At 38.4% G+C, this 25,604-nt stretch carries 21 protein-coding genes and 2 pseudogenes; 2 read left to right on the top strand and 21 right to left on the bottom strand.

Annotated elements, in window-relative coordinates:
• Positions 1 to 7 precede the first annotated feature (7 nt).
• The 19 genes and pseudogenes from NSS81_RS24255 to NSS81_RS24165 form a co-directional block, all read right to left on the bottom strand.
• Entirely contained in the window at positions 8 to 394 is a 387-nt protein-coding gene (locus NSS81_RS24255; RefSeq protein WP_342431162.1) for a DUF4386 domain-containing protein, read from the bottom strand.
• A gap of 45 nt (positions 395 to 439) precedes the next feature.
• Positions 440 to 576, bottom strand: a pseudogene (locus NSS81_RS24250) (helix-turn-helix transcriptional regulator); the annotation flags it as partial.
• Between the two features lie 345 nt (positions 577 to 921).
• The gene (locus NSS81_RS24245; protein WP_342431161.1) at positions 922 to 1,242 is read right to left on the bottom strand and encodes a ribonuclease E inhibitor RraB; all 321 of its coding nucleotides are present in this window, start codon (positions 1,240 to 1,242) and stop codon (positions 922 to 924) included.
• A 173-nt stretch (positions 1,243 to 1,415) separates the two neighbouring features.
• On the bottom strand, positions 1,416 to 2,741 hold the full coding sequence (locus NSS81_RS24240) for a nodulation protein NfeD (protein WP_342431160.1): 1,326 nt from the start codon (positions 2,739 to 2,741) through the stop codon (positions 1,416 to 1,418).
• Positions 2,742 to 2,863: 122 nt separating this feature from the next.
• Positions 2,864 to 3,766, bottom strand: a complete 903-nt coding sequence (locus NSS81_RS24235) for a DUF559 domain-containing protein (RefSeq protein ID WP_342431159.1) — start codon at positions 3,764 to 3,766, stop codon at positions 2,864 to 2,866.
• Positions 3,767 to 4,083: 317 nt separating this feature from the next.
• On the bottom strand, positions 4,084 to 7,737 hold the full coding sequence (locus tag NSS81_RS24230; protein WP_342431158.1) for a discoidin domain-containing protein: 3,654 nt from the start codon (positions 7,735 to 7,737) through the stop codon (positions 4,084 to 4,086).
• 548 nt (positions 7,738 to 8,285) lie between these two features.
• Entirely contained in the window at positions 8,286 to 9,659 is a 1,374-nt protein-coding gene (locus NSS81_RS24225; protein WP_342431157.1) for an MATE family efflux transporter, read from the bottom strand.
• A gap of 14 nt (positions 9,660 to 9,673) precedes the next feature.
• The gene (locus tag NSS81_RS24220; protein ID WP_342431156.1) at positions 9,674 to 9,973 is read right to left on the bottom strand and encodes a metal-sensing transcriptional repressor; all 300 of its coding nucleotides are present in this window, start codon (positions 9,971 to 9,973) and stop codon (positions 9,674 to 9,676) included.
• A 310-nt stretch (positions 9,974 to 10,283) separates the two neighbouring features.
• The gene (locus tag NSS81_RS24215) at positions 10,284 to 11,153 is read right to left on the bottom strand and encodes a hypothetical protein (protein WP_342431155.1); all 870 of its coding nucleotides are present in this window, start codon (positions 11,151 to 11,153) and stop codon (positions 10,284 to 10,286) included.
• 12 nt (positions 11,154 to 11,165) lie between these two features.
• Positions 11,166 to 13,580 carry a heavy metal translocating P-type ATPase gene (locus NSS81_RS24210; protein ID WP_342431154.1) on the bottom strand — a complete coding sequence of 805 codons (2,415 nt, stop codon included), beginning with the start codon at positions 13,578 to 13,580 and terminating at the stop codon, positions 11,166 to 11,168.
• Between the two features lie 90 nt (positions 13,581 to 13,670).
• Positions 13,671 to 13,877: a copper chaperone CopZ gene (gene copZ, locus NSS81_RS24205; protein ID WP_342431153.1), complete on the bottom strand. Its 207-nt coding sequence runs from the start codon at positions 13,875 to 13,877 to the stop codon at positions 13,671 to 13,673.
• A gap of 16 nt (positions 13,878 to 13,893) precedes the next feature.
• Entirely contained in the window at positions 13,894 to 14,232 is a 339-nt protein-coding gene (locus NSS81_RS24200; RefSeq protein ID WP_342431152.1) for a metal-sensitive transcriptional regulator, read from the bottom strand.
• Positions 14,233 to 14,311: 79 nt separating this feature from the next.
• On the bottom strand, positions 14,312 to 14,935 hold the full coding sequence (locus tag NSS81_RS24195) for a nitrite reductase (protein ID WP_342431151.1): 624 nt from the start codon (positions 14,933 to 14,935) through the stop codon (positions 14,312 to 14,314).
• A 14-nt stretch (positions 14,936 to 14,949) separates the two neighbouring features.
• Entirely contained in the window at positions 14,950 to 15,954 is a 1,005-nt protein-coding gene (locus NSS81_RS24190; RefSeq protein WP_342431150.1) for an ABC transporter ATP-binding protein, read from the bottom strand.
• Positions 15,947 to 16,915 carry an ABC transporter ATP-binding protein gene (locus NSS81_RS24185; RefSeq protein ID WP_342431149.1) on the bottom strand — a complete coding sequence of 323 codons (969 nt, stop codon included), beginning with the start codon at positions 16,913 to 16,915 and terminating at the stop codon, positions 15,947 to 15,949. Before NSS81_RS24185 ends, NSS81_RS24190 begins: the two co-directional genes overlap by 8 nt.
• Positions 16,916 to 16,918: 3 nt before the next feature.
• A complete protein-coding gene (locus NSS81_RS24180) occupies positions 16,919 to 17,776 on the bottom strand; it encodes an ABC transporter permease (protein ID WP_342431148.1) in 858 nt (285 codons plus the stop codon).
• Positions 17,769 to 18,746, bottom strand: coding sequence for an ABC transporter permease (locus tag NSS81_RS24175; protein ID WP_342431147.1), 978 nt, complete (start codon positions 18,744 to 18,746; stop codon positions 17,769 to 17,771). Before NSS81_RS24175 ends, NSS81_RS24180 begins: the two co-directional genes overlap by 8 nt.
• A 79-nt stretch (positions 18,747 to 18,825) precedes the next feature.
• Positions 18,826 to 20,613: an ABC transporter substrate-binding protein gene (locus tag NSS81_RS24170; protein WP_342431146.1), complete on the bottom strand. Its 1,788-nt coding sequence runs from the start codon at positions 20,611 to 20,613 to the stop codon at positions 18,826 to 18,828.
• 25 nt (positions 20,614 to 20,638) lie between these two features.
• Positions 20,639 to 21,391, bottom strand: a complete 753-nt coding sequence (locus tag NSS81_RS24165; protein ID WP_342431145.1) for a PIG-L family deacetylase — start codon at positions 21,389 to 21,391, stop codon at positions 20,639 to 20,641.
• 191 nt (positions 21,392 to 21,582) lie between these two features.
• On the opposite strand from NSS81_RS24165, the gene NSS81_RS24160 reads away from it, so the two are divergent.
• Positions 21,583 to 22,509: a cupredoxin domain-containing protein gene (locus tag NSS81_RS24160; RefSeq protein WP_342431144.1), complete on the top strand. Its 927-nt coding sequence runs from the start codon at positions 21,583 to 21,585 to the stop codon at positions 22,507 to 22,509.
• Between the two features lie 518 nt (positions 22,510 to 23,027).
• On the opposite strand, the gene NSS81_RS24155 is transcribed toward NSS81_RS24160, so the two are convergent.
• Together NSS81_RS24155 and NSS81_RS24150 are read right to left on the bottom strand one after the other, a co-directional pair.
• Entirely contained in the window at positions 23,028 to 23,546 is a 519-nt protein-coding gene (locus NSS81_RS24155; protein ID WP_342431143.1) for a hypothetical protein, read from the bottom strand.
• Complete coding sequence (locus NSS81_RS24150; protein ID WP_342431142.1) at positions 23,534 to 23,980, bottom strand: hypothetical protein; 447 nt, start codon at positions 23,978 to 23,980, stop codon at positions 23,534 to 23,536. The genes NSS81_RS24155 and NSS81_RS24150 overlap by 13 nt, the downstream gene beginning before the upstream one ends.
• Positions 23,981 to 24,279: 299 nt before the next feature.
• Here NSS81_RS24150 and NSS81_RS24145 point away from each other — a divergent pair.
• A pseudogene (locus NSS81_RS24145) lies at positions 24,280 to 25,517 on the top strand (IS110 family transposase).
• Positions 25,518 to 25,604: the final 87 nt, after the last annotated feature.

Below are 25,604 nucleotides of genomic sequence, written 5' to 3'. Positions count from 1 at the left end.
ACTGACCCTATTTTCTTGAAGCGTGATAGGATGAAGGATCTGGGGTTCCTGCTGCAACAAATTCCTGGCTTAGGGTTAAGAGGGTTAAAACACTGATGACACCAACTGTAATAACTACTGCTTCAAGAAACCTGAAGCAAACATGCCATATTGCGATTGTTTCATTATACTTCCTTAACAATGGAAACATAGTAGTGGCCGTTCCCACCGATGAAACAACAAGCATTAATTCCATTAAGGCTCCAATTACCACTCGGTTGGCGTGTTCGGAACCATTTCTCAGATAATCGGGACCGTTTGAGATAGGGTCGTATAAATTAAGACCTATCACCGCTGTAACTGCTGCGAGTATAAACAGTACCCCTATAATTCTTGCTGTTTTTTTTGAATTCATCTTTTAATCCTCTCACGTTTATCAATTCAAAGACGGGAAAGCAACTTACTCGGTCTTGTTATCTCCATAAAAGAAGACCTCTTCCAACGGTAAGTTAAAGGCATGAGCAATGCGAAAAGCCAGTTCCAAAGATGGGAGTAGTTTCCCTTTTCGAGAGCCACGATCGTTTGTCTTGTTACTCCAAGTCATCATTCACACCTCCTTGTATGATTAATTTTACAAAAGGTCAAACCGGTTATACTAAATGTAAAGTAAACACATCGAGTCAAGTGTAATTTACAAAAATAGGCAGGATACTGTCTTTAGGGCAACATGCCGGCCTTGGTGAATGAGTGAAATGTAAGATTGATTAAAGAATAAAGGCAACCTCCATTTTTTGGATAGAGCCTAGCACTTTTACCATATCTAATACACTAGTAATTCATTAATATTTGAAATCGAAGTATTTAGGATAAAAAGAAAGGCACCATCCCCTATTTGGAATGGCACCACTTTCATCAATAAATGATAACACGCTATTCTTTTTTCTATTCTACAAAAACGCCCCAACCGTCAGCAAAACCACCATGTGGTTTACTTAAGTTATCTAATTTATTCTGTATTTTTATTAGTTCATTATAATTTAATAACATTCTTTTCGTGCAACAACAGGCCCACTCTTCCGTTTCGTCGTCTTGGTCTAAGAAACAATTGAATCCTTCGCCTTTTAGTACTTGCGATAATTCTTCACCTGTTGCTTTATCAGGAACGGCAACAAAGAAGTCCACTGATTGTTGTTTTTTAAAATCTACTCCATCTTTATATAAACTTTGTAAAGCATCTCCATCAGCATCATTTGGAAATTTCATTCGTTATTCCTCCATATTCTAGTTGTTTTCATTATTATCCACTTATTTCTTTTCGACTAACCCTTAAACATCAAAACTCGGGTTGTGACAGTCACTCAATATGAGAAGTTAAAGGGCAGGTTACTTTGCTTTTGAAAAGCAGAATATCCTGCCCTGTTGAAAAAACACACCGACTATTTATCCAAGTTTGTTCTGGCTCTGACAACAATTCGGGCTCCTTCTGCCTTTACTACTTTTACCTTGGAACCTTTGTCAATAAAGGCTCCTTCACTTACGGCGTCTATCCGTTCGTTACCAATAAGGATGGTGCCGGATGGTCGTAGTATGGTTAACGCATAGCCATCCAAACCAACTAATTCTGATCGATTTATATTAGAAACATATCCGCTTTCTGTATTCGTGGAATCGGTTAAAATGAGCTTTTTAAACAGTCGCAATTTTTTACCAAAAACCTTAATCAATAAAATAGAAATCAAGATGGAAACGACAATGGCTATAAGCAGGGATATTCCCATATGTACCACGTTATCTGCTGCTAAAAATAAACTTGAAATAATTGCCACAAAACCGAGGATCCCTACTATACCTCCTGATATAAATAACTCTAATAATATAAGGGCGAGTCCGGTAATAAATAGAATAAGGGTTTCATAGCCAGTAAGTCCAGCGACGAGATGTCCGTAAAAAAACAGCAGCAATGCTGATATTCCGATAAACCCGGAAACCCCAAAACCTGGTGAGAATAATTCCAGTACGATACCAAGGAAACCAATCGTTAGTAAAATTGAATAAACAAATGGATTCGTGATAAAGCGGGCAATTTTTTCTGCCATGCTTACTTCAAGAGGTCTTACATCCGCTTCGGTATATCCGAGTAATTCAAGCAGTTCATCAAGATTGTTAACAATTCCTTCAGCGTATTTAACCTCTACAGCCTGTTCGGAGGTTAATGTTAATAATTTCCCTTTTTCGGCTCCGTACTCTGGTAGATCAACATTTTCATCAGCCATCGCCAGAGCATAAATTGGATTCCGGTCAGCATGCTTTGCCGCGTTTTTCATTTCGGCAAACCAATAGGATTCCGCTTTTTTTCCAGCTGTATTACCTTGCTGGTCAATGATCGCAGCCGACCCAATAGTCCCTCCTTTTACCATGTAGATTTCATCCATATTTAATGAAATATATGCACCAGCGGATAACGCTCGGTTATTAATAAAAGCTACTGTCTTGATATTCGTGGAAGTAAGCAGCTTACCAATATCTGTAGCAGCATCAACTGCTCCTCCAGGGGTATTTATTTCAAAAATAATGGCGTCAGCATTTTCATTCTCAGCTGTTTCAACGGCTCTTTTCAAAAAGGAGTACAATCCCTTTTCAACTGTTTTTTCAATCGGTACGACATAGACTAATTCCCCTTTGGCAAAGCTATCCACTGGAAGCAGCATAAGCATAAAGCCAAATAACAATGATAAAATGGCAACTATCCGTATTCGATTCACTCCTTTTCTCTCCCTTCTTATTGTGTAGTGTCCATATATAAACGATTTCTCCCTTACTATAAAGGACAAGCCCTGCTAGATAAAAGCAAATAGCAGGGCACTATTATGGACCTGAGGATTTTTTATGACGTTAATACAGTTATCTTTATATGTGGCATATCAATAGATGTATTAAACAAGGCAGCAATATTGGCAATCCATAACTCTAAATCCTTTAATGCTAACTCCAAATAACGTCGGGCATCCACTGCAAATACATTAAAATTCCAGGTCTTGTTATCAAAGGAAAGAACACCTCGATCAAGCAGTTCAAGAATAAAAACTTGAAATCTAGCAATAGAGGTCAATTTAATTTGTACATCATAGTCCCTATGATTCATAGCTAGGTAATCCCGATATTGATTAAAGTTATCCTTATTGGCCCTATATATCTTTCTGAATTCCTCTTTAAACTGTTCATAATTTCTATTTCTAATTTCTTTTGTATTAATCCGTACCACATTTATTCCCGCACGTTCAAAAGCTTTATCTCTTTTTTTATCAAGTACGACTTGATTTTTGTGGTGTGACCCATCTACTTCAATGACCGTTTTAAGAAGAGGAATATAGAAATCCACTTGCTGGTTGTTAAACGCTTGATTAACCTCAGGGAGTATTTTTGAAATCGGGCATTCAGCAATGGTTAAATTCCTTATAAATCCAAAAGTTTTTAATATAGATCCTAAGTCATTATAAAATTGGGCAGCAGGATAATCATCATTACTGACATCCCCTTTAATCGTCTGGGTCCAGTTCAAGTTTTCCTTCGAAAGAAACTTCACCTTTTCCATAGTGTTTAAATAATCTCTCTCTAAGTTGAGCTCTTTTCGTAAAAATTTCGAAGCAATCGTAGGTGCTCCACGCATGACCATATTTTGTACAATACGGTTAATGTTTGTGTATGGTGTTATTATCTGATAGCTAGGTAGGTTAGTAATAATAAAATTTACATTGGTATAGCAATAACTTGCTGTGAATTTCTTCATGTCATTTTTGATCTCCTATATTGGAACTATTCATATATCTATTATAGGATTAAAGTCTGACATTAAGGAAGGATTATTTTTCCACCTGTGTTTATCAAAATCATGTTGATAGGAAGACAGAAAACCCCCTAGTTTAAAGGGGGTTTTTTTATTAACCAAAGGTACAGAAAATATAGGCGGTATATACATTTTTTTGTCAAGTTGATTAGGATTTTTCCGACTACTTTTGCAACTTCGACAATGAAGCGACACTGTAACATTGAGTTCAGTACCTCAGTGATTAAAGCATTAGTATATTGGGGGACTGACTCTAATCTCTAAAGCTTATTCTTATATCTATCCATTCTTGTTTCAAGACTTCTAACTAAAACATGGTAGCTAAATCCATCAATTTCTTGTCCGCTGCTTACATATGACCCCAGTGCGTCCATGGCAGCAAGCAGTTCGATTCTTTCTTTATTTGCTTTTGCACCAGTTATTGTTATCTTAAGCAGCTCTTCTGCCTCTTCCAATAATTTCTCCGCTTTAGAAATTTCTGTTTTCCCATATGCTTCAAGCTCATATAAACTATATCCGTAAAGGTTACCATTTACTGGTTTTCTTTCCGACATGACGATCTTTAAATATTTTGCATGAACATCGTTTAAATGGATCGTATCTGCATCACTGGTAGTTTCAGAACCTGGACTTTCCGGATAAGAATAAACTTCCTCGAAGGTATTTCCATCTTTTGAAGCGAGCAATTTATATTTTTCCGCCCTTGCTCGTTCCCAATAAAGCTTCACTGTATCTAAATTGCGAGAATTCTCCAGCTCTACCATAATCCATTGATTATCTATCTCAGGAGCGGAAATATTTTTGTATTGGGAACCCCATCTAGTAGTTAATAATCCATCCGTTATATTTGCTGCACCTTGAGATTGGTCGTATTCCGAAGAGGCGGTTACCTTTTGTTGGTATGCAAAATTTCTTTGCCCAGGATCGTAAGATAAAATATCATTAATGTCATTGCTCGTTAGGCTCTTATTCATTAAAGTAATGTTGTCGATTTTCCCTTTGATTCCTTGCCCGATTTTTTCCAAAGGCAGAACAAATGTCGAGGAGTCATTGGTCCGTAATCCCAACTTATTCGTTTGTTCAGAAGTCGATACCTCTTTTCCATTAATAAATAGGGTTGTTTTCTTTTTATCCCCAACCAAAACTACATTCTGCCATTCGTTTTCTTTGAGTGCGTAATTGTGGCTAAATGTATAGTTTTCAAATTTATAGAGACTTCCTTCCGCTGTTTCCTCTTTTCTTTGATATCCCAACTTACCTGTTTGGTTTAAGTTCAAATAAAAATCCCCATCTGATCCAGAAAACAGTGTGGCTTCGTCTAGAGATCCTTCATCTAATTTAATATCAAACGAAACCGTATAGGGATATCCTATCCCTGACAAAGGAAGTTCAATGTAATTATTCCCATCCAACTGTAAGGATTGACCATCATAACCATCCACAAGGTTTGGACGACTTTTGATTTTTGCATCATATTCATTACCTGACAAGTCTTTTACTTGGTTATTATTCATAGATTCAAAGTCATATTTAAGGACTACATCTGTTTTGGACTCAATAAATCTAGAAGGATTAGATGTTGGGATCTTATTTTTAACAGAATTCACCCGGTCCATAAACTGCTCTGAGGACTGCCCTGCTGTTTTTTCTCCGTACCACGTTTTTTCGGACATTAATACAACCGCATCCTTCATTCGATCAAAAATATCATAACTTGATAAACCACCCAAAAAGGAAGTCATATCATTCCATACCGCAAATTCTGCACCTTTAGTTTGCGGATGGGCATATGGCATGGTTGCTCCACCTTTTCCTCCCTGTCGGTTATTGCCCCAAAAGTCATTTACTTCCCATGTTTCATATTTACCTTTTAGGTCGAAATAATCCGGATATCCAGCATTCCCTATCGGAACAATATATAAATCTCCACCGACCGTATTAACAATGTCATATCCTAAATCGTACATCTCCTGTACATCGGACCAATAGGGAGCCCAAATATTCATCGTTGCCTGATTGCTTACTGGTGTACTTCCATTAAATCCATTTTTCCCAATGGATCCCCAAATTCTCGTTTCGTAGCCTTTATCATTAATGTAATTAATAAAATGGTTTGTATAGGCTCTCATTTGCTCGGAATATTTTTTATCATACTCATCTGTTCCCATGTGGAATTTACCAGTTTGAACGATCCGATTACTATCATTTGGACTTTCCCCAAGAAACTCATCAAAAAGTGATTCAATAAATGGATAAACCAATTTTTGCTTTTCCGGTGTGGTAATATCTAATGCCCCTTTAGAGAGCATCATATCCTGATTAACAGCCCTAAAGCTTTCCGCATGATACGGTGTATCAATTTCTGTAACCACATCTACTCCAATTTTTTTCATATTATTTTGAAAAGCAATATATTCTTCCTGTGTATAATACCCATCCCTCGCATTAATTTCTGGATACTTTTTACTTTCTACCCGAAAAGCTTGATAATTGGCTGATCCCCAATAATCGTTAATATGCATTTGAATTTCATTTAACTTAAACCAGGCCATATATTCTGTCATTTCCTGTACATAGTTTAATGGAATATACATCCTACCAACATCCAACATTCCTGAGCGCACTTCATATTTAGGATAGTCTCTTGCTATTCCTTTAGGAATGGTATTTTTAGAGTTTGATTGGTATAAGATTTGCGTAAGTGATATCCCACCATAAAGGATACCTTTTGTTTTAGGAGCACTAACAATAATTTTATCAGTGATATCAAGAGTATACCCTTCCTTACCTAAATTTTCTTTCGCATTGTCTATTGTAAGAAAAATATCTCCAATACTTGGCTTCGTACCTTTATTAACAGTAATATCTATTCCTAACATATTCTTAAAATAGTCTTGAATACTACGTGCTGTTTCCATTAATGAATTTGGAGAAGACTCATCTACCACTACCTTTGCTTTTTTTGTAAGTTCAAAATCACCTGTATACCCCTTCCATTCCCGCAGACCGGGTATGACGTTCGGAACAGGATTATCACCTTCTTCATGTTGATATTTACCTTCCATAGTAATCAAAATATCTTTGGTAGAGGTAGCAAAATCTTTACTGTCACCATTATTCGTTATTTTGTATAAAATATTTACACTCATATCACTAATTGGTTGATAGTAATTTAGATTCATATCAACAATCTGCTTATTATCCGAACCAAATAAAGAAACTTCATATCGTGGGTCTGGGGAGTCTGGTAAAACAATTTTTTTACCATCGCTAGATAGTTTAGGCTTCACTTCACTCAAGTAATTAACAACGTCTTGTGCATTGTTAAACTGAATATGTTCAAAAACTTCCAGTTCCCAGATCGAAACCTGCAGTAATTGAGTGACACCTGGAGCTGGAGTGTTTCGCGATTTGTTAGCCTTTACTCGTACATATCTTGCAGTTTCGGATTGACGTAAATAAATTATTTTTTCTAAGTTTGCTTCTGAGGCATCGGTGTAATGACCTATTGTTTTCCAATCTCCCTCATTTGTTGTATTACTAACTTGAACCTCATAGTCTGGGGAATAGGCTTTTTCCCACAAAACTTTTATTTGGCTAATAGTTTGTTCTGTTCCTAAATCCACATAAATCCATTGTGCTGCATTTGGATTTGATGTGCTCCTTTTATTCGAAGACCATCGCGCATCCGATTTTCCATTCTTTGATTTTCCAGAGCGAATTCCATCTACGGCAAAATCAGCTGCTAATCTCCCGTCATTCACTTCCAATCCAGAAACTTGAACAGGCTTGTCTAGTGCTAAATTAGGGTTTTGTACCTCTGCTGATGCATTAGCCGCAGGCAGTAAATAAGCCACTAATATACATATGATACATAGTAAACTGAAATAATATTTTTTCATATCCAAACTCAATTCCATCCCACCTCGTTAATATTTTAGAGTACCATTTGCTCTGCGAATATTGAATTTGAAGTCTATAGAAAAAGAACTTTCTCCTTGACCTCCCCCCTCTCTAGTAAGGATAGTAAATTTACTGTGCTGATTATGATTGTTCTTAAGTAGTTTTTAAAACCCGTTTCACCTAGATTCTATTAATCAAGGTAGATTATTCTTCAATTACATTACTCAAAAAAGGCAGAGTGGTATCGAATTAAAAGAATTAATATTCTTTTAATTGAGCCACTCTGCCTGATCGAATCAGTAACATGTGTTAATTATGTATCACCATATAAAGTTTACCATTGATTGATAACGCTTTCAATATTGCGTTCCTATATTTCTGAAAAATTAGATAATTGATTTTTACTAAACAGCTTATTAATTAAAGAATACTATATTTTTCTTATTCAATAAATCTCGCAACGTCCTGGTCCGGCAAGTGGGTTCGATTCCCCTCAAGCTACCACTGAATGGTTTCAGCAAAAAAATTCCAAACTCCGACATAATGGAGTTTGGAATTTTTAATTAGAAACAGTATTTTCTCTAGCTATGTTATCCTTACTTTTCGCAAAATTTCTAAATTTATAATACAAGAAGATTGCTCTTACATATAAATCTAGTGCAATCGACAGCCAAATACCCGCAATCCCCATGCCGAAATGAATGCCGAGGATATAGACCCCTAATACTCGAATCACCCACATCCCAATGGCGGTACTATACATGGGGCTTTTTGTATCTCCTGCACCTTGAAGTGCTCCGGTGAGCACTAAACTAATAGCTAAGCCGGGCTGTGCAAAAGCATCGATTCTTAAAGCCGTAACTACCATATCGACTGCATCCCTATCGGTAGTAAACCAACTGGCAAACCAAGGTGATAAGAAAAATAATAGAATTCCAATAACACTCATGAATGCAACGGCGATTCCTGTTGTTAGCATTCCATATGCGTAAGCATCCTTGAAGCGTTTTGCCCCTATACTTTGCCCCACTAATGTTGTCGCTGCAATTGCTAATCCATATCCCGGCATATATGAGAACGTTTCAATATTTCCTGCAATCGTATGTGCCGCGAACGTATCCGCACCAATTTTGACTATTAATCCGAAATAGAGCACCTGTCCTAATCTCATGATTAATCGTTCCACCGCAGCTGGAGTGGAGAGTTTGATGAGCGTGGATGACTCCTGCTTTGAAATCTTTGGAATCAACGAAAAGGATACTTTTGATTTTTTAATATAATAAAAGAGTGCCACGGTTCCAATTACTCTCACAATGACAGTTGCCCATGCTGCACCTTCTACTCCGAATCCTGAAAACCCGAAGGAGCCGAAAATTAGTATGTAATCTAAACCAATATGGAGAATATTAATCCAAAAGCTGACTTTCATCGGAGTTTTTGTATCACCTGCGGCACGTAAAATACTACCTAACGTAAACATAAGGGAAATAAAAATGGAAGGAATCGCAACAATCCTAAAATAAGCGGCACCATCCTCTAAAACTTTTGCTTCTGCCCCCATTAACTGCATTAATTGTTCACTGAAAAATAGAGAAATTAATCCAAACAGAAGCCCAAATATTCCTGATAGAATAGTAGATTGCCTGGCAATGCTCTTCGCCTTATCCATATCGCCGGCCCCAATACTTCTAGCAATGAGAGATGACGTCCCTACCCCTAGAGCCATGAAAATAGCAATGTAAACAGCGAGCACTGTATTTGCAATCCCTACTGCTGTTACTTCATTTAGGCCTAATTGTGAAACAAAAAGAGTATCAACAAAACCTACAATCGTTTGTAGAATATTTTCAATCATTGCTGGTACGGCTAAAGCGAGGATGACTGCTATCTTTTGTTTAGTCGTTTGTTCTTGCTGTTCTTTCATCTCCTTCATATACTCCGCCACCCTTAACGAATAAAATTATTCAGAGATTTCTTTATGTCCTCCAGAACTTTTTGCTCATTTCCTTGATGGACGGCATCGACTAAGCAGGTTTCTAAGTGATCCTCTAAAATTAATTTGGCTGTGTTATCGAGTGCCTTTCTGACCGCAGCAATCTGTAGAAGAATATCGGAACAATCTCGTTCATCCATGGCCATTTGTTTAACGCCTCTTACATGTCCTTCAATTCTGGCAAGACGATTGATTACACTTTTTCTGTGTTTATGTTCATGACTGTGTTTATGGTTATGTTCATGTTCAGGCATTTATATTCCTCCTTATAACCATATTATCCCCCCAGGGGGGATATGTCATTAAATACAATAAGACTATTACAGATAAGATTCGTTGAAAATCGACATCTATTTAATAAAAGTTACCTTAAACTTAATTGAGCATCGCGCTCATTTACCCAAATCGTGAAAAGAACTATGTTTGGGGATATGAGGAGAGTGCTCAGTCACCCATACGTAAAAGAAACGGAGATTGGGAATGAGCGCTCTTTTCATTTTGAAAACTCAACACCGCTAAAAAAATAGAATTCCTGTAAACGCTACAGGAACCTATTTAAAAAGACTATTTGATTTCAATCACATAAGGAAATACATATACTTTACCGCTAAATTTAAACTCTGCCCATATCTTGTAAATTCCAGCTTCGGAGAATTGGGTTGCAAAAACAGGGTCATTTCCTGCAAGCGGATGAACGTGAATGTACTTTTCTCCTTTTTCATCCAAAATGACGACATGCCCTAATGCTCCGAGATATTGTTCAGGAGTTTCTCCCGCTAAATCAAAAGAGAGTTCGATTTCCTCATTTGTACGGAAGGAACTAGGCTCCAATGTCGCTTTATGTCCCTGCACTTTTCTCACTAATTCCTCGTCTACTTGCAGCGCGTTATCACTATGGTCATCATGCTGCTCCCCAACTAAAAATGAAATTGGTTCCAGTACATACTTTTTCCCTGTTGGTTTGATATCAATAAATGCTTTGTATTCTCCATTTTTTAATGAATGAATCACGTTAAATACACCTGGTTCGTTTGTTTCAGGATGCAAATGCTGATATTCTTTCAGGTCTGAGCTAACGACAATCAAATGTAAAAGTTTTTCGTGATTAACCTCTAGATCGGATACGGGGTTTCCTTGCAAGTCATTCAAGGCAATGACTAATTCACCATTTTCTGTTTGAATACTCGCATGGACCTCACTCTCTCCACTATGGTCCCCGCCACTTTCGTCATGCGCTCCCTCATCTTCATGGGAATCTGCATCTTCTTCATGAGAACCTGTTACTTCTTCTTTATGACCAGGTGCTGTTGTGTCAATATGTTCTGTTTCTTTCTGTTTGTCATGAGTTACTGGATCCGCAACCGAAGCATAAACATAATACCCGCCTACGACCACTAATAAATAAACGATTGCTGAAATAGCCCATTTTTTCATGTCTTTACTCCTCTACAATTTGACTCGTTGTAAACGAAGGGCATTCAAGACGACCGAAACAGAACTAAAGGCCATTGCCGCCCCGGCTAGCCATGGTGCTAAAAATCCTAATGCTGCAACTGGAATGCCTAAACTATTATAAGCAAATGCCCAGAACAGGTTTTGCTTGATGTTACGAATGGTCTTTTTGCTCATATAAATCGCATCTGCAATGCTGTTTAAATCGCCTCTGATCAAAGTGATATCTGCTGCTTCCATCGCGACATCTGTACCGGTTCCAATCGCCATTCCAATATCGGCAATCGCAAGCGCTGGAGCATCATTAATCCCATCCCCAACCATAGCAACTTTCTTGCCTTGCTGTTGAAGCTTTTTCACTTCTTCTGCCTTTCCTTCTGGTAAAACTTCAGCAATAACATGATCAATTCCGGCTTGTTTCGCAATCGCCTGAGCTGTCTGCTGGTTATCACCAGTTATCATAATTACTTCAAGCCCTAACTCTTTCAATCGTTTCACTGCCTGCATCGATGTTTCCTTAATTGTATCGGCCACAGCCACCATACCGGCGTAGTTCCCATCGACCGCTGCTAGCATCGCTGTTTTACCCTGTTTTTCAAGAGAATCCATTTCGCTTAATGCCTGTTCAATGTCTACCTCGAATTTTTTCATTAATCGGCGTGTTCCAACGAGTATTTCTTTCCCATCCACTTCCGCTCGAATTCCATAACCTGGAACCGCTTCAAATACGGAGGGATTTTTTAACTCTATCTGCTTTTCCTTAATTCCATCGACAATTGCCTCTGCAAGCGGATGTTCTGACTGCTTCTCTGCCGAACCTACAAGGGTTAAAAATTCTGCTTCCTCCATTGTGGTGATCACATCGGTTAAAACTGGAGTTCCCTTTGTGATTGTGCCTGTTTTATCGAGAATGATAGTGTTGATCCGGTGAGTCATTTCCAAATGCTCTCCGCCTTTAAACAATATTCCGAACTCAGCAGATCTTCCGGAACCAGCCATAATTGAGGTTGGAGTTGCAAGCCCGAGTGCGCACGGACAAGCGATGACGAGAACGGCAATCATTTTTACTAATGCTTCAGCAAAGTTTCCTGGACTTACCCAGAAGAACCATATGATAAAAGTAACTACCGCAATGCCGACTACAATCGGTACAAATACTCCAGAAATTGAGTCAGCCAAACGCTGAATTGGCGCTTTCGAACCCTGTGCTTCCTCTACTACCTTTATAATTTGAGCCAACGCTGTTTCTTTGCCAACTTTTGTCGCTTTAATTTTAATAAAGCCGTTTTTATTAATCGTCGCACCAATGACAGCGTCACCTACTGTTTTATCTACTGGTACACTCTCTCCAGTAATCATTGATTCATCTAGTGCCGTCCGTCCTTCTAAAATTTCTCCGTCGACAGGAACCTTTTCACCAGGTTTCACTAGAACGATATCGCCTGTCGCCACATCTTCTAACGGTATTTCTTGTTCCAAACCTTCACGAATGACCATCGCTGTTTTCGCCTGTAAACCCATTAGCTTCTTAATGGCTTCCGATGAACGACCTTTCGCCTTTGCTTCAAATAGCTTTCCTAGGATAATCAAGGTAATTAAAACCGCACTTGTTTCAAAATATAATCCCTCGAGGTGCACATCGCCGCCTCCCAGTGTCGAGAATGACAAATATACACTGTAAAAATAAGCAGCTGAGGTTCCAAGTGCCACTAGTACATCCATATTGGCACTTTTATTTCGCAGTGCTTTATATGCGCCAACATAAAACTGCTTTCCGATAAAAAACTGAACAGGAGTTGCCAGTAAGAATTGCACCCATGGATTCATTAGTGCATCTGGTACATATAAGAAACTGGTAAAACTAAAGTGGCCAGCCATCGCCCATAGGAGAGGTAGGGAAAGTATCATAGAAAAAACAAATTTCCCTTGCTGTTTCTCGATTTCCTTTAAGCGATAATCCATTGTTTCCTGTTCATTGTCTTGTTTTTCTATGGCCCCATAGCCGAGTTTTTCGATCTTTTGAACCATATCCTTTGGAGCTAAAACGGAAGGATTGTATTCAACCGTTGCTTTTTCTAATGCTAGGTTAACGGTGGCGCTCACAACTCCTTCCATTTTGTTAAGGCCTTTTTCAATTCTTGCGGAGCAGGCTGCACATGTCATGCCGGTTACATCGAATTCGGTTTTACTGGTCACGACATCATAACCTAAATCTCGAACCTTTTTATGAAGTTCTGCTGGTCCTGTGACACTTGTATCGAACTTTACGGTCGCTTTTTCAAGTGCGAGATTCACATTCGCGTCCTGGACGCCTTCCACTTTCTTTAGCCCTTTTTCAATACGGAGTGCACATGCAGCACAGGTCATACCGGTAACTTGAAATTGGCTCTCTAACACCTTTTCACCCATTTCCAACACCTCATACCTATATAGGGTATATTTTTTTTGAAAAGAGAGCGTGCTAATAGATAGCACGTTTCTCCTTGTTTGTTATTAAGACTAAACTATATCATAGCCTTGATCGTCAATTGTCTCCTTGATCGTTTCAAGAGTTACTTCATCTGATTTATATTCAATATCCACTATCCCTGAATCAAGATTAACTTTTACTGTTGAAACACCTTTCAACTCGCCGACACTGCCTTCGATCGCCTTTACACAATGTCCACAGCTCATTCCCTCTACGTTTAACGTTACTTTTTCCATTTTATCCTACCTCCTATTATTTCTTCATTAACCTTTGAACGGTTACAAGGACTTCATCTAAGACTTCCAGGTCACCTTCTTGAATTCTTTCTACCACGCAGCTTTTTAAATGACCTTCTAGAAGAATTTTTGCTACGCTATTTAAGGCAGATTGGCAGGCCGAAATTTGTGTGATCACATCATCACAATAGGTGTCTTTTTCAATTAGCCCTTTAATTCCGCGAATTTGCCCTTCTATTCGATTTAAGCGGCTAACTAAGTTTTGCTTTGTTTTATCAGAATGATGACTTTTTCTTTCGCTCGAATGGCTACAGCACTCATCATTCATTGAATTCGTTTCAATTTCGGATACCATCTGGATCGCCTCCTCGATAAGATTACATTATACCCCCATATGGTATATAGGAGAATAGCTTCAATTTTGATAAATAATTTCAACCAATACTTTCATCTAGCGTATCAAATCCCATTCGGTTCACAAACTTATGGAACGGTTCCCGTTTTTTTCCCTGTTCACTGTAGAGTTGAATGAGTTGTTCTACCGCAGAATAAAGTTCGGACGGATTAAGATTTTCGCGGAAGAGTTGTCCGGCCCTTGCGTCATGGCCTTTTGTTTTTCCGCCAATATATAAATTATAGCTATCTTTTATTTTCATAACCCCAATATCATTGACAAGTGGTTCACCACATCCGACCGGGCAGCCTGTATATGCTGGCTTTAACGTAAAGGGAACAGGAATGCCAGCAATTCTCTTATTTAGTTCCATTGCAACTGGCATTCCTTCTTCCTCTGCACCCTTGCAAAAATTACATGTTCTTAGGCTTTTCACATAATTCCCCACTGGGTAGCAGTGTAGTCCAACTGCGGTAAACTCATCGATCATCTGCTGTTTTTGATTTTCCGGTATTTCTAGATAAAGCTGTTGGAAGGTTGTTAATTCAAGCTCTTGCTCACCTAAATATTTCGCTATCACCAATAGCTGTTTCGCAGTTAGCTTAGAACCAAAATCAATCCCACCGTTTACAGCTATTTTTATTTTTTTAACATGACTTTCCATAACAGTCCTCTTTTCTAGGAAGTTTTTTCTAATAAGTCTGCATGACAATGGCAAGATACTACATGACCATTACCTAAAGATTCTATTGGTGGTGTTTTTGTATGACAAGCACTTTCTTGGTGAGGGCATCTTGTCACAAATGGACAGCCCGCTGCCTTTCGGGTTGAATCTACTTCACCATCAAGAATCAGATTTTCTCGATTTTTTATAAAATAGTTCAAATCCTTAACAACGGAAACAAGTGCCTTTGTATAAGGATGGGAAGGAGCATGAATAATTTTCTTCGTTGGGCCGATTTCGACGATTTGCCCCTGGTACATAACAGCAATCCTGTCGCACATATAGCTTGCAGTAGAAAGATCATGAGTAATAAACATCATCGTTAACCCCATTTTCTTTCTTAAGTCCAGAAGAAGATTGAGGATTCCTGCTCGTACTGATACATCCAACATTGAGGTTGGCTCATCGGCTGCAATGAAAGAGGGCTTCAAAATAATCGCTCGTGCGATGGCAATTCTTTGCCGCTGCCCGCCACTTAACTGATGAGGATAACGATACATATAATCTTCTGCCGGCTTAAGCTCAATGGACTCAATTGCTTCTTTTACCCTTTTTACTTTTTCTTGATGCGGCATGTTCTTTTCGTGTGCGTTGATTGGTTCCATTAATAAATCAACGACCCTCATCCCAGGATTCAACGTATCATAAGGATCTTGAAAAATCATCTGCATTTTTTTTCTGACTTGATTGGTTTCTGACTCTTTTAACTTACACAAGTCAACGCCATTAAACCAAATTTCACCGCTTGTTTCTTTCATCAGTCGCATGACCATTCGGGCAGTTGTTGTTTTTCCACAGCCGGACTCACCGATAATCCCCAAAATTTCACCCTTTTTGATTTCAAAATTAACGTTATTTACCGCAAATACATCTGTTTTCTCTCTTTTTAAAAAGTTTCCTGACTTTTTCACAAAAGTTTTCTTTAACAAATTGACTTTGAGTAGAACTGAATTATCCATTTTGTTCCTCCTCCAAAAAACAGGCTGCATAATGCCCCTGATTCACTTCCCTTAACTCAGGAGTTTCCTGTCTGCAGCGCTCAAAGGCATACGGACAACGTGTGTGAAAACGGCAGCAACTAGGAATATTAATTAGGTTCGGAACACTTCCGGGAATCGAAGTGACTTCACGCTCAGGATTTGAAAGATCTGGAGTGGCATTTAATAATGCTTGAGAATATGGGTGCCTGGCACCATTAAGTATATCTTCCGTGGATGCCCACTCCACTAACTTTCCGGCATACATAATCGCAATTCTATCGCAAATGGCTGTGACCATTGGGAGGTCATGGGAGATAAGAATGACTGATAGGTCCATTTTCTTTTGTAGATTTTTTATCAAGGCAATCACTTGTGCTTGTGTTAATACATCAAGCCCGGTGGTCGACTCATCAGAAATGACTAGTTTAGGGTTGCAAGCAAGTGCCATAGCGATAGCAACACGCTGCTTCATCCCTCCACTAAATTCATGAGGGAAGCTTTTCCAGCGCTCCCGATCAATTCCGACTAATTCTAGTAAGATTTTTGTTCGTTCAAGGGCTTCTTTTTTACTTACCTTTTCGTGAAGCATAATTGCCTCGATAATTTGGTCCCCCACCGTGTAAACGGGATTAAGTGCATTCATTGCACTTTGGGGAATCACAGAGATTTCCTTCCATCTTAAGTTTAAGAGTTCTGAATCCTTCACTTTTAATAGATTTTTACCATTCAAATGGACACTCCCAGCGACCACCTTGCCCGGGTATTCGATTAGCCGTAAAATCGACTGGGCCACAGTTGTTTTTCCGCAGCCTGACTCACCAATCAAGCCAAGCATTTCTCCTTCCTCCACTGAAAAAGAAACGTTCTCTACTGCCTTTGCAATGCCTTTATCCGTTTTAAAAAATGTGGACAAGTTTTCTACTGATAGTACAGTACCCAATCTTTATCGCTCCTTTCTCAGACGTGGATTCAAGATTTCTTCTAAGGAATAGCCAGTAAAAGCAAAACCAATTACAAGTGTCGTGATTAGTAATCCCGGAGGTAAGATCCACCAGATCCAAGCGTCGGTTAAAAAGGCACCCCTTGCCTGTGCATAATACAAAATCGTTCCCCAGCTCTTTGTAAAAGGATCTCCAAGCCCCAAGAAGCTGAGTGACGCTTCAATTAAGATAGAATGACTCGCGGCTAACACGAATTGAGAAAGAGCAATGGGGATGACACCCGGCAAAATATGTCGTGTTAGAATGACTCGTACCCCGGTACCAATCGATCTGGCTGCTTCGACATAACCTTTCGTTTTTAACGTTAACACTTGAGAGCGAATGACCCTGGCCGGTGATGCCCATGAAATGAGACTGATTACCAGTACAATATTCCAGAAACTCGGACCGATGAAAGCCGCCAATAAGATCATCAAAGGCAAAAACGGAATAACTAAAACTAAATCTACTAATCTCATTAAAAATGTATCTATTTTTCCACCAAAGTAACCTGAAATAACCCCGATGAGACAGCCCAAGATAATAGAGATGAACGCGGCAATCACACCAATTAATAGTGAAACCCTTGTTCCGTACAACAATTCGCTAAAAATGTCTTGGCCAATATCGTTTGTACCAAGTAAGAATACACCATTTGGTTTCGAGAACGGTGAGCCCACCCTTTCCGTTGGATCAAAAGGGGCGATCAGAGGGGCAAATAGAGCAATACATAAAAATATAATCAGTAATCCCACTCCGAACATGCCTAAATTATTTGAGGACATCACACGCCAATAATGCTTCCATTTTTGTTTATCCATTATGTCTTCCCACCTTTGGATCAAGCAGCGGATAAATTAAATCGGCCAAGAAGTTAGCGATGACCACGCTGAATGTAATAATTAGAAACGTCGCTTGGATAAGCGGATAATCACGGCTTAGAACGGATTCAAACATTAAGCGTCCTACTCCCGGGTACGCAAATACCGTTTCAATAACCGTTGCACCGCCGAGGGTGAAGCCAAGGCTAAGCATGAATACAGTTGCGACAGGTAACAGAGCATTTCTCATCGCATGTTTATATTTAATCACCTTATCTTTTACACCCTTTGCCTTTGCCATCATAATGTAGTCTTCACCTAATACATTCAGCATGGAATATCTCATAATCATAAACGTGCTCGTGACGGAAATTAATACTAATGTCGTCAATGGGAGAATAAGATGGCTTACAATATCCCAAAAGCGTTCCATTCCCGTTAAATTGGACCATGCACTTTCCGCACCAAATACCGGCAGCCAGCCTAACTGGGCTGCAAAAACGGAGACTAAAATCATTCCTACCCAAAAGGAAGGCATGGCACTTAAGAACATAAACACGGTGAGAAGATTCGCATCTGTTTTTGTTCCTCTTTTCCATGCTGAAATTGCGCCAAATAGCACCCCAATGATGGTTGAGATTACTAAACCTAACCCCGTCAATAGCATCGTCCAAGGTAGTCTTTCCTTTAATAATTCAATAATCGGGCGTTTTTGTTGATAAGAAAAACCGAAATCTCCTGTGAAAATATTTTTTATATAAGTGCCATATTGCTTGATGATGGAATCATTTAATCCGTGCTTTTCTAATATCGCCTCTTTTTCCGCGCTGGTCATAAAGCCTACATCTTCTCCTGCCAAAAATACAAGTGGATTACCTGGCATTAGCCTTGGCAATAAAAAGTTTAATGTCAACATCAGCATAATCACTATTATGTATTGAAATAACTTTCCAGCCACGAATTTCGTCATCAACTTCACCTCCCGATTGATGAAAAGATTCCCGTAAAAAAACCATGCTTTTTACAGGAATATATTTTTCTTTTCTTATCTAAAAATCAAAATCGTCTTTGTCTGTATTTTTTCTCTTTCTAAGAAGGATGAAAGCACCCACAACAATTAGGATTATTCCTCCAAAAATATAGAGCCCTGTGTTGTTTTTGGCTGCATCCTTGCTGCCAGATTGACTGTCTTCCGCAGACTTAGCGTCCGTCTTTGGCTGTTCATTTGCAGGTGGTTCTGGTTTATCTCCGGAAACAAATGACAATTTATTAATAATCCCTTTTCCTACTTGGAATACATAGCCATCATAGACGGATGGATTATAAGCATTGACAATTTCCTGATAATATAAAGGAATAATTGGTGAATCTTCCGCTACAAAGGCTTGCATTTCCTTAATTAAAGTTTCTCGTTCCGTTTCGTCAATCGTGTTTTTAAGTTTTTCTGCAAGCGCATCAAACTCTGGATTCTTATAAGCACCAATATTTACTGAACCAACTGCAGGATCGGAATGGAATAAATCCACTAGCCGGTCAGGGAACAATTGCATCGTATTGGACCAACTCCAAACACCCAGGTCATAATCTCTACCCTTGCTGACATCAAAATCAGGCCACATTAATGAATCTACTGTGGTAGAATCCATCGCTTTTACGCCACTTTTAATACCCACTTGATTTAGTGCTTCCGCAATTAATTCCGCTGTCCGAATTCTAATTGGATTATTCGAGTATACGAGAGTGGTTAAATCTATTTTCTCGCCTTTCTGATCCTCTCTAAAACCATCACCATCTGTATCTTTAAAACCAGCAGTTTCTAAGATTTGTTTCGCTTGTTCCTGATCAAATCTTGGCTTTATTGAACTGTTATAGAATGGTGACGATGGATGAATAAACCCTGGACTTCCAACCTCGGCGAAACCAAGTAGTACTGTATCAACTAAACTCTGTTTATCAATGGCAAAATCGATTGCTTGACGGAAAGCTTTTTCTGTCATCGGATATTTTTCTGCATTAATTTGGAAGAGTGATGTGCTATATCCAGGCCCTCTTGCCACTTTAAGGTTAGGTTTAGACTCAAATTGATTCACAAGCTCCGGTGAAATACTTGAAGAGATTGCATCAATCTCACCTGATTGAAGTGCATTAAATAGTGCGGTTGTATCCTCAATAATCGGAAAGATGATTTCTTCAATTGGCGGGGCGCCTTTAAAGTAATCCTTATTGGCCTTCATTTTGTAATATTGACTAGACTGATGTTCTTCCAAAATATATGGACCGCTTCCTAAAGCATTCATTTCATCGTCTGGTTTATCAATTGTCGACCATATATGTTGTGGTAAAATTGGCAAGTCTGCTAGAGGCTGAGTCATGAAGTTAGGATCGGCTTTTGATAAGACAAAGGAGAAATGTGTTTCATCTGTAACATTTACCGTCGTAATCGCTTTTAGTGGATTCGTGAAGCGGGATTTTGGATATTTGATGAAGTACTCTACCGTGAACTTTACATCTTCTGCAGTTAATGGCTTTCCATCATGCCATTTTACCCCTTCTTGAAGTGTAAACTCATAGGTTAAGCCATCTTCACTTACCTTATAGTCTTTCGCCAGCCAAGGGACTGGTTGGTTATTTGCGTCCAATTGGAACAGGTTATCATAAAGCAAATTCATTAAATCCAATCCTGGGTATCCGGTCACATACGTATAAGGGTTAAGACCATTTTCGTCTTTGGTAATCCCTATTTTTAACGAAGGAACAATTGTTTCAGCACTTACCATAGATAGATTGGAAAAGAGTAAAGCGAAAATTAGCAGTCCATTAAGCCAATACTTTCTCATTAAAGGCACCCCTCTTTTTATTTGCTTACTGAATCAATTCTGATAAATGGAAATTCCCTTCTCTTCGATACGCTTCAGCAAAAGCATAATGTCCATGAGTGGCCAGACCATGGTATACATGGACCGCTTTATCGAGGACCTTATGTATTGCTCTTCCCTTTTCGTGATAGCTTGAGAGTTTGGAAAAACCCGGATATAAAGCTTCTGCTGCCTTAGAATCTAGCATTTGTTCAAAATGCGTACCGCTGAATTCCAGTTGGCTTTCGAGCGTATCCATAGCTCTTTCTTTTTTCTCCCATACTTCTGTAATATCTACTACAGTGTTAGGATGGTGGGGAGTCATATAATAAATAGTTGGAATCGGATGAGGTGCTAGCCCTGGTAAATCCTCAAGTGCAAAATCTCTACTTGCTAATGCAATCGATTCTAATAAAAGAGTCATTGCTGGCCGACGATCTGGGTCTAGGTCGTGGAATGAATGTTCTGGGTCTTGAGTAATAATAATATCTGGCTTTACCTCCCTGATCACTTTAATAATCTTCTTTTTTGATTCAACACTTAAATCTACTGTTCCGTATTGAAAGTTGAGAAATGAAACCTCTTTTACTCCTAAAACTTCTGCTGCATTTTTTACCTGAGGCTGACTTGTCTCGCGGCACAGCATGATACTTGCATACGATTCACCGCCACTTAGTACGTTTTTTGCCAGTGCACCGCCACATTCCACGACTTCCATCCCATAAACTCCTAAAAAGAGTACCTTTTGTCCTTTTGCCATTTAAAAACCTCCCCTTAATGTACATTACCCCACTACCGTATATTGGAGTAATTAAGAATAATAGTATTACAGAGTGTGTTTTTTGTAAATACTAAATTTTTAGAATTTTAAATAATCTTTTAATTTTAACTTTTGGGCATGGCCTGTCTATACGTGACATATCATGTAGCAGAAAAGGAGGTCGAGAGTTTTTGGTTGAATATCACATATATGTACTTGCTACAATTATCATCGTCATTCTGGCGTCTTTAATTTTAACCTTTTATTATCGAAAAAGGTTATCTAACATGGCTGGCATGGCACTTGCTATGGCAATCGGGATGAATGTCGGGTTAACTTCAGGTGTATTTCTCGGGTTATTATTCAAGGGAAATCTTTATTATTCTACTATTCTTTCTATACTTATTGGGGTAATTGCTGGTATTGCCTGTGGTATATCCCTAGGGATTCTGCCAACCATTGAAGGAATCATGGCAGGTTTGATGGGTGGGATGATGGGCGCGATGCTTGGCGATATGGTTCAACAAAATCAGGCGATTACTCTAGTAAATGTTTTTCTAACCTTATCAGTAGGTTCATTGCTCCTTTTTCAAATTCTATCTCAAGAGGATAAAGCAAAAACCTCTCAGAAATGGCTGTTCAAGCCCGTGTTAACGTTTGCTATTATGGCGGGATACTTATTTTTTGGGGTTCAACAGGATAAAAACTTTGTTTTTTCAAAAAACATGCCTCCTGCTGCAAATAACGAACATCATCATGAAAATTCAAGTAAAAATCGTTCGAAGGAATTAACGATTAACGTCCATCCCTCCCATTATTCTTACGATCCACAAAAAATTATTCTAGAAAAGAATAAACTGGTTTCCATCATTCTAAATAATCATGATTCAATTGATCATGATATCGAAATTAGAGAAATTCCATTAGAAAAACAAGGTGAAAATGAAGAGCATCATCATCCCGATTCTCATGGAGAGGCCGATTTTCATCTACATGCAACTGCAAAGAACCAAACGAAAATGACCTTTACACCACTGAAAGAAGGAACTTATACATTTTACTGCACTATTCCTGGACATAAAGAAAATGGGATGACTGGAGTACTCATAGTACAATGAATTTATATAAAAAAGCTCCAAACTATTATTTTTCAATAGTTTGGAGCTTTTTTCATTTGTTATCATGGAATTATTATTAGGTTAACCCCTACCAACAACCCCCATCAACTTCCCATAAATGCCCTTCCAAGAATCATCCAAATTCAAAGTCACCACTTCTATAGTCATTAGCTGATTCCACCGAAATGTCTCATCAACATCAACCTCATTATAAGGATAAATCAAAATCCACCTTAAACTCATATCCTGTGGCTGATGCATTAAATACGTATACAGTTGATAAAGATCGATCCAGCAAATTTAACCGTAAAAGATTTGAATCGCTTAATTGCTTATAGTCGATACAAGAAAAAGGGCACACTTGTTAACCTTGTTAAAAAAGGAGTATTACGGAAATAGTAACTGTTTATTCTTAGACGTAAAAAATCCCCAGTTCCGCTTATGGAACTGGGGATTTTCTATACTGATTAAAGTAATAATGAAGATAAAGATATTTTGGAAATTAAAAACGAAATTTACTACTTCGCTATAAGATATACTAAAATCCCCACGATAGAGACACTCAGCACAGTGTTTATCGCAAAAAACATTTTATTAGCCTTAGATATACTAGTAAATTGTGACTGCTGTACATCATCAATACGTTTGAGTTCCCCAACAAGCGCGGTCTGGTTTTGATTGGCCACTTTGTTCATTTCCAGGAAGGAAGAGATTATTCCCTTTTCATTCTTTTCTTGCTGCTGTTTCAATTCATCCAGACTGGTAAGGATTTTAAATTGTAACTGTTCAAGTGACTGGTGTTTAGCTTCTATATTTTTAGAAGTTGTTTGGAATAGCTCTAACTTACTTTCCATAATCTCTTGATAAAGCTTTAGCTGCTCTTTTGACTGGCTCAGCGAGTCTGAGGTTTTCACTATTTTTTCCTGAAATTGTTCAATTAGTTTCAGGTAATCAGATGCTTTCTTTACACTTTCTATTTCATTACCAAGATCAATAATATATGTTTCTAGTTGATCAATTTGTTCTATACTTCCCATGGGTACCCTCCATAAGATTGCTCTTTAATTGTCGAATGTAGTGTTTTTATCATGCTTCCATAGCTGAACTTATCTTCTAGGCTTGTATAAATTCGTTTTAAATCCTCCATCAAATCAAAACCATTTGTTATTAAAACTTCACTCAATTGTCTTCTTTGATCCACATCCAAGAAGACATCCGATGTTTCCAAGATTGACTCAAGCATCTCTAGTCTCATTTCCGAATCCATCTTCGAAATTTGACGAATCGCTACAGCCATCCTTTCGCGTCCATCAATGGAATCAAATTTACCATCTGCGAGACTTGTCATACCAGTAATCAGATTAAGACTTATATCATTATTATAGCTTTCTAAAAAACGACTTACAGTAATTTTTAAGCTTTTAAACGTACTAAGGGAGCGTGGTTGATCGTCCTTTCCCTCTTCTTGCACATAGAAAATTTTGAACCAATCCTTTAATCTCTCTTTCTGAGCACCCCGTTCGTAATATAAGGTTAACCAGATATTTCTGGTTGACCTTTTTCTATATGGTCTTATTATAACGGTAGTCGGGGTAGAACGTCGCACCCGTGGGACTCGATCCCATCAGCTAAACTGTTCACCCCCTACTTGTATAACCATGTTTCAGGCTGGTTGGGACAATGATCCCGTTTAACAAGCGAACCTATGACATTACAAGAAGCCTTAGGGGATACCGACAATTATTGTTTTACAGAGGAGGAGATTTGATTATGAATCCAGTCATTGGTCTGGATGTTTCAAAAGGTGAAAGTCAGGTTCAAGCATTTTTAGATAAAGGCAAACCATATCGTAAGAGCTTTAGTATCAAACACAATACTGAAGGTTTAGGTAGTTTATTAGAGTTCCTCCATGAAGTAGAGAGTTCAGCTGGTGGTCATCAACCTTCAGTCGTTTTAGAATCAACTGGACACTACCATTTTCCTGTAATTCAATTTCATGAGGAGCAAAATTATGTTTATATTGTTGTTAATCCTCTTATCTCACATAGAGCCAAGAGTTCAAGTTTGCGGAAAGTAAAAACAGATGCAACAGATGCTTATCACCTTTGCGAGTTGTTTTATAAAGAAGAGTTGGAAGCTTATAAAAAACGTGGGATACAACTCTTGAACCTTCGTAATCTAACGAGACAGCAGGAAAGCATTGCAGAAATATCAGCAAAACTAAGATACAGCTCCACTCTCTAATAGATCAGGTATTTCCAGAGTATAGAGGTGTATTTGGAAGCTTGTATTCGAAAGTATCCTTGCTTACTCTACTGACATTCCCAACTTCAGAGGCAGTTTTAAGTGTGAGTGAAAAAGAATTAACTGAGAAAATAGCTTCGCTATGTATGAGTCGTTCAGAGCTATGGGCAAAAGAAAGGGCACAGAAATTAAGAGAAGCAGCCATTCGTAACCCATTCCAAAACAACCTGTACCAATGTCATATTTTTAATCTTGAGTTATTAGTCAAGATCGTTCTTCAATACCAAGAGCATCTATCTAAGATTGCAGATGAAATAGATGCCCTCGATAAAGAAATTGAAGAAATATCATATACTCCAATCTATTCCTGGAATCGGAGAGAAAATCGCCGCCACGATTATTTCCGAAATTGGTGAGATAGATCGGTTCAATGATGCCAAAAAGCTAGTTGCATTCGCTGGAGTAGATCCTAGCGTTTACTCATCTGGTAAGTTTACCGCATCAGTAAATCGAATTATCAAACAAGGTTCTTGTAGGCTTCGTCATGCCTTGTATATGGCTGTTCAAAGTGGTATTCGTGTGCCCGTAAAAAGAAAACGACTGATGAGATCATCGCACGCAATAAAAGACTAAGAGAGTTTTAAGATAAGAAACGTGAAGAAGGAAAACCCTTCAGAGTAGCAGTTATTGCATGTGTTAATAAGCTCTTACATTGGATTTTTGCCTTACTAAAAAGCAGAACCACTTTCCAAGATATGACTTAACTATATCTAGCTAAATGCAACAAAACCTTCCAATTACAAGAAAGAGGAAGGTTATTTGGCATGAACATTTTTAGTATACCATGACGT

Source organism: Neobacillus sp. FSL H8-0543 (genome assembly GCF_038592905.1).
Taxonomy (GTDB): Bacteria; Bacillota; Bacilli; order Bacillales; family Cytobacillaceae; genus Neobacillus.
Note: the sequence above shows the minus strand (reverse complement) of the source record. Positions and strands in the feature narration are given on the sequence as shown.

Excerpts from the sequence above, each read along its gene's own strand:
- NSS81_RS24255 (WP_342431162.1), bottom strand. The coding sequence starts at position 394 with ATGAATTCAAAAAAAACAGCAAGAATTATAGGGGTACTGTTTATACTC.
- NSS81_RS24245 (WP_342431161.1), bottom strand. The coding sequence starts at position 1,242 with ATGAAATTTCCAAATGATGCTGATGGAGATGCTTTACAAAGTTTATAT.
- NSS81_RS24235 (WP_342431159.1), bottom strand. The coding sequence starts at position 3,766 with ATGAAGAAATTCACAGCAAGTTATTGCTATACCAATGTAAATTTTATT.
- NSS81_RS24225 (WP_342431157.1), bottom strand. The coding sequence starts at position 9,659 with ATGAAGGAGATGAAAGAACAGCAAGAACAAACGACTAAACAAAAGATA.
- NSS81_RS24220 (WP_342431156.1), bottom strand. The coding sequence starts at position 9,973 with ATGCCTGAACATGAACATAACCATAAACACAGTCATGAACATAAACAC.
- NSS81_RS24215 (WP_342431155.1), bottom strand. The coding sequence starts at position 11,153 with ATGAAAAAATGGGCTATTTCAGCAATCGTTTATTTATTAGTGGTCGTA.
- NSS81_RS24210 (WP_342431154.1), bottom strand. The coding sequence starts at position 13,580 with ATGGGTGAAAAGGTGTTAGAGAGCCAATTTCAAGTTACCGGTATGACC.
- copZ (WP_342431153.1), bottom strand. The coding sequence starts at position 13,877 with ATGGAAAAAGTAACGTTAAACGTAGAGGGAATGAGCTGTGGACATTGT.
- NSS81_RS24200 (WP_342431152.1), bottom strand. The coding sequence starts at position 14,232 with ATGGTATCCGAAATTGAAACGAATTCAATGAATGATGAGTGCTGTAGC.
- NSS81_RS24195 (WP_342431151.1), bottom strand. The coding sequence starts at position 14,935 with ATGGAAAGTCATGTTAAAAAAATAAAAATAGCTGTAAACGGTGGGATT.
- NSS81_RS24190 (WP_342431150.1), bottom strand. The coding sequence starts at position 15,954 with ATGGATAATTCAGTTCTACTCAAAGTCAATTTGTTAAAGAAAACTTTT.
- NSS81_RS24180 (WP_342431148.1), bottom strand. The coding sequence starts at position 17,776 with ATGGATAAACAAAAATGGAAGCATTATTGGCGTGTGATGTCCTCAAAT.
- NSS81_RS24175 (WP_342431147.1), bottom strand. The coding sequence starts at position 18,746 with ATGACGAAATTCGTGGCTGGAAAGTTATTTCAATACATAATAGTGATT.
- NSS81_RS24170 (WP_342431146.1), bottom strand. The coding sequence starts at position 20,613 with ATGAGAAAGTATTGGCTTAATGGACTGCTAATTTTCGCTTTACTCTTT.
- NSS81_RS24165 (WP_342431145.1), bottom strand. The coding sequence starts at position 21,391 with ATGGCAAAAGGACAAAAGGTACTCTTTTTAGGAGTTTATGGGATGGAA.
- NSS81_RS24155 (WP_342431143.1), bottom strand. The coding sequence starts at position 23,546 with ATGGGAAGTATAGAACAAATTGATCAACTAGAAACATATATTATTGAT.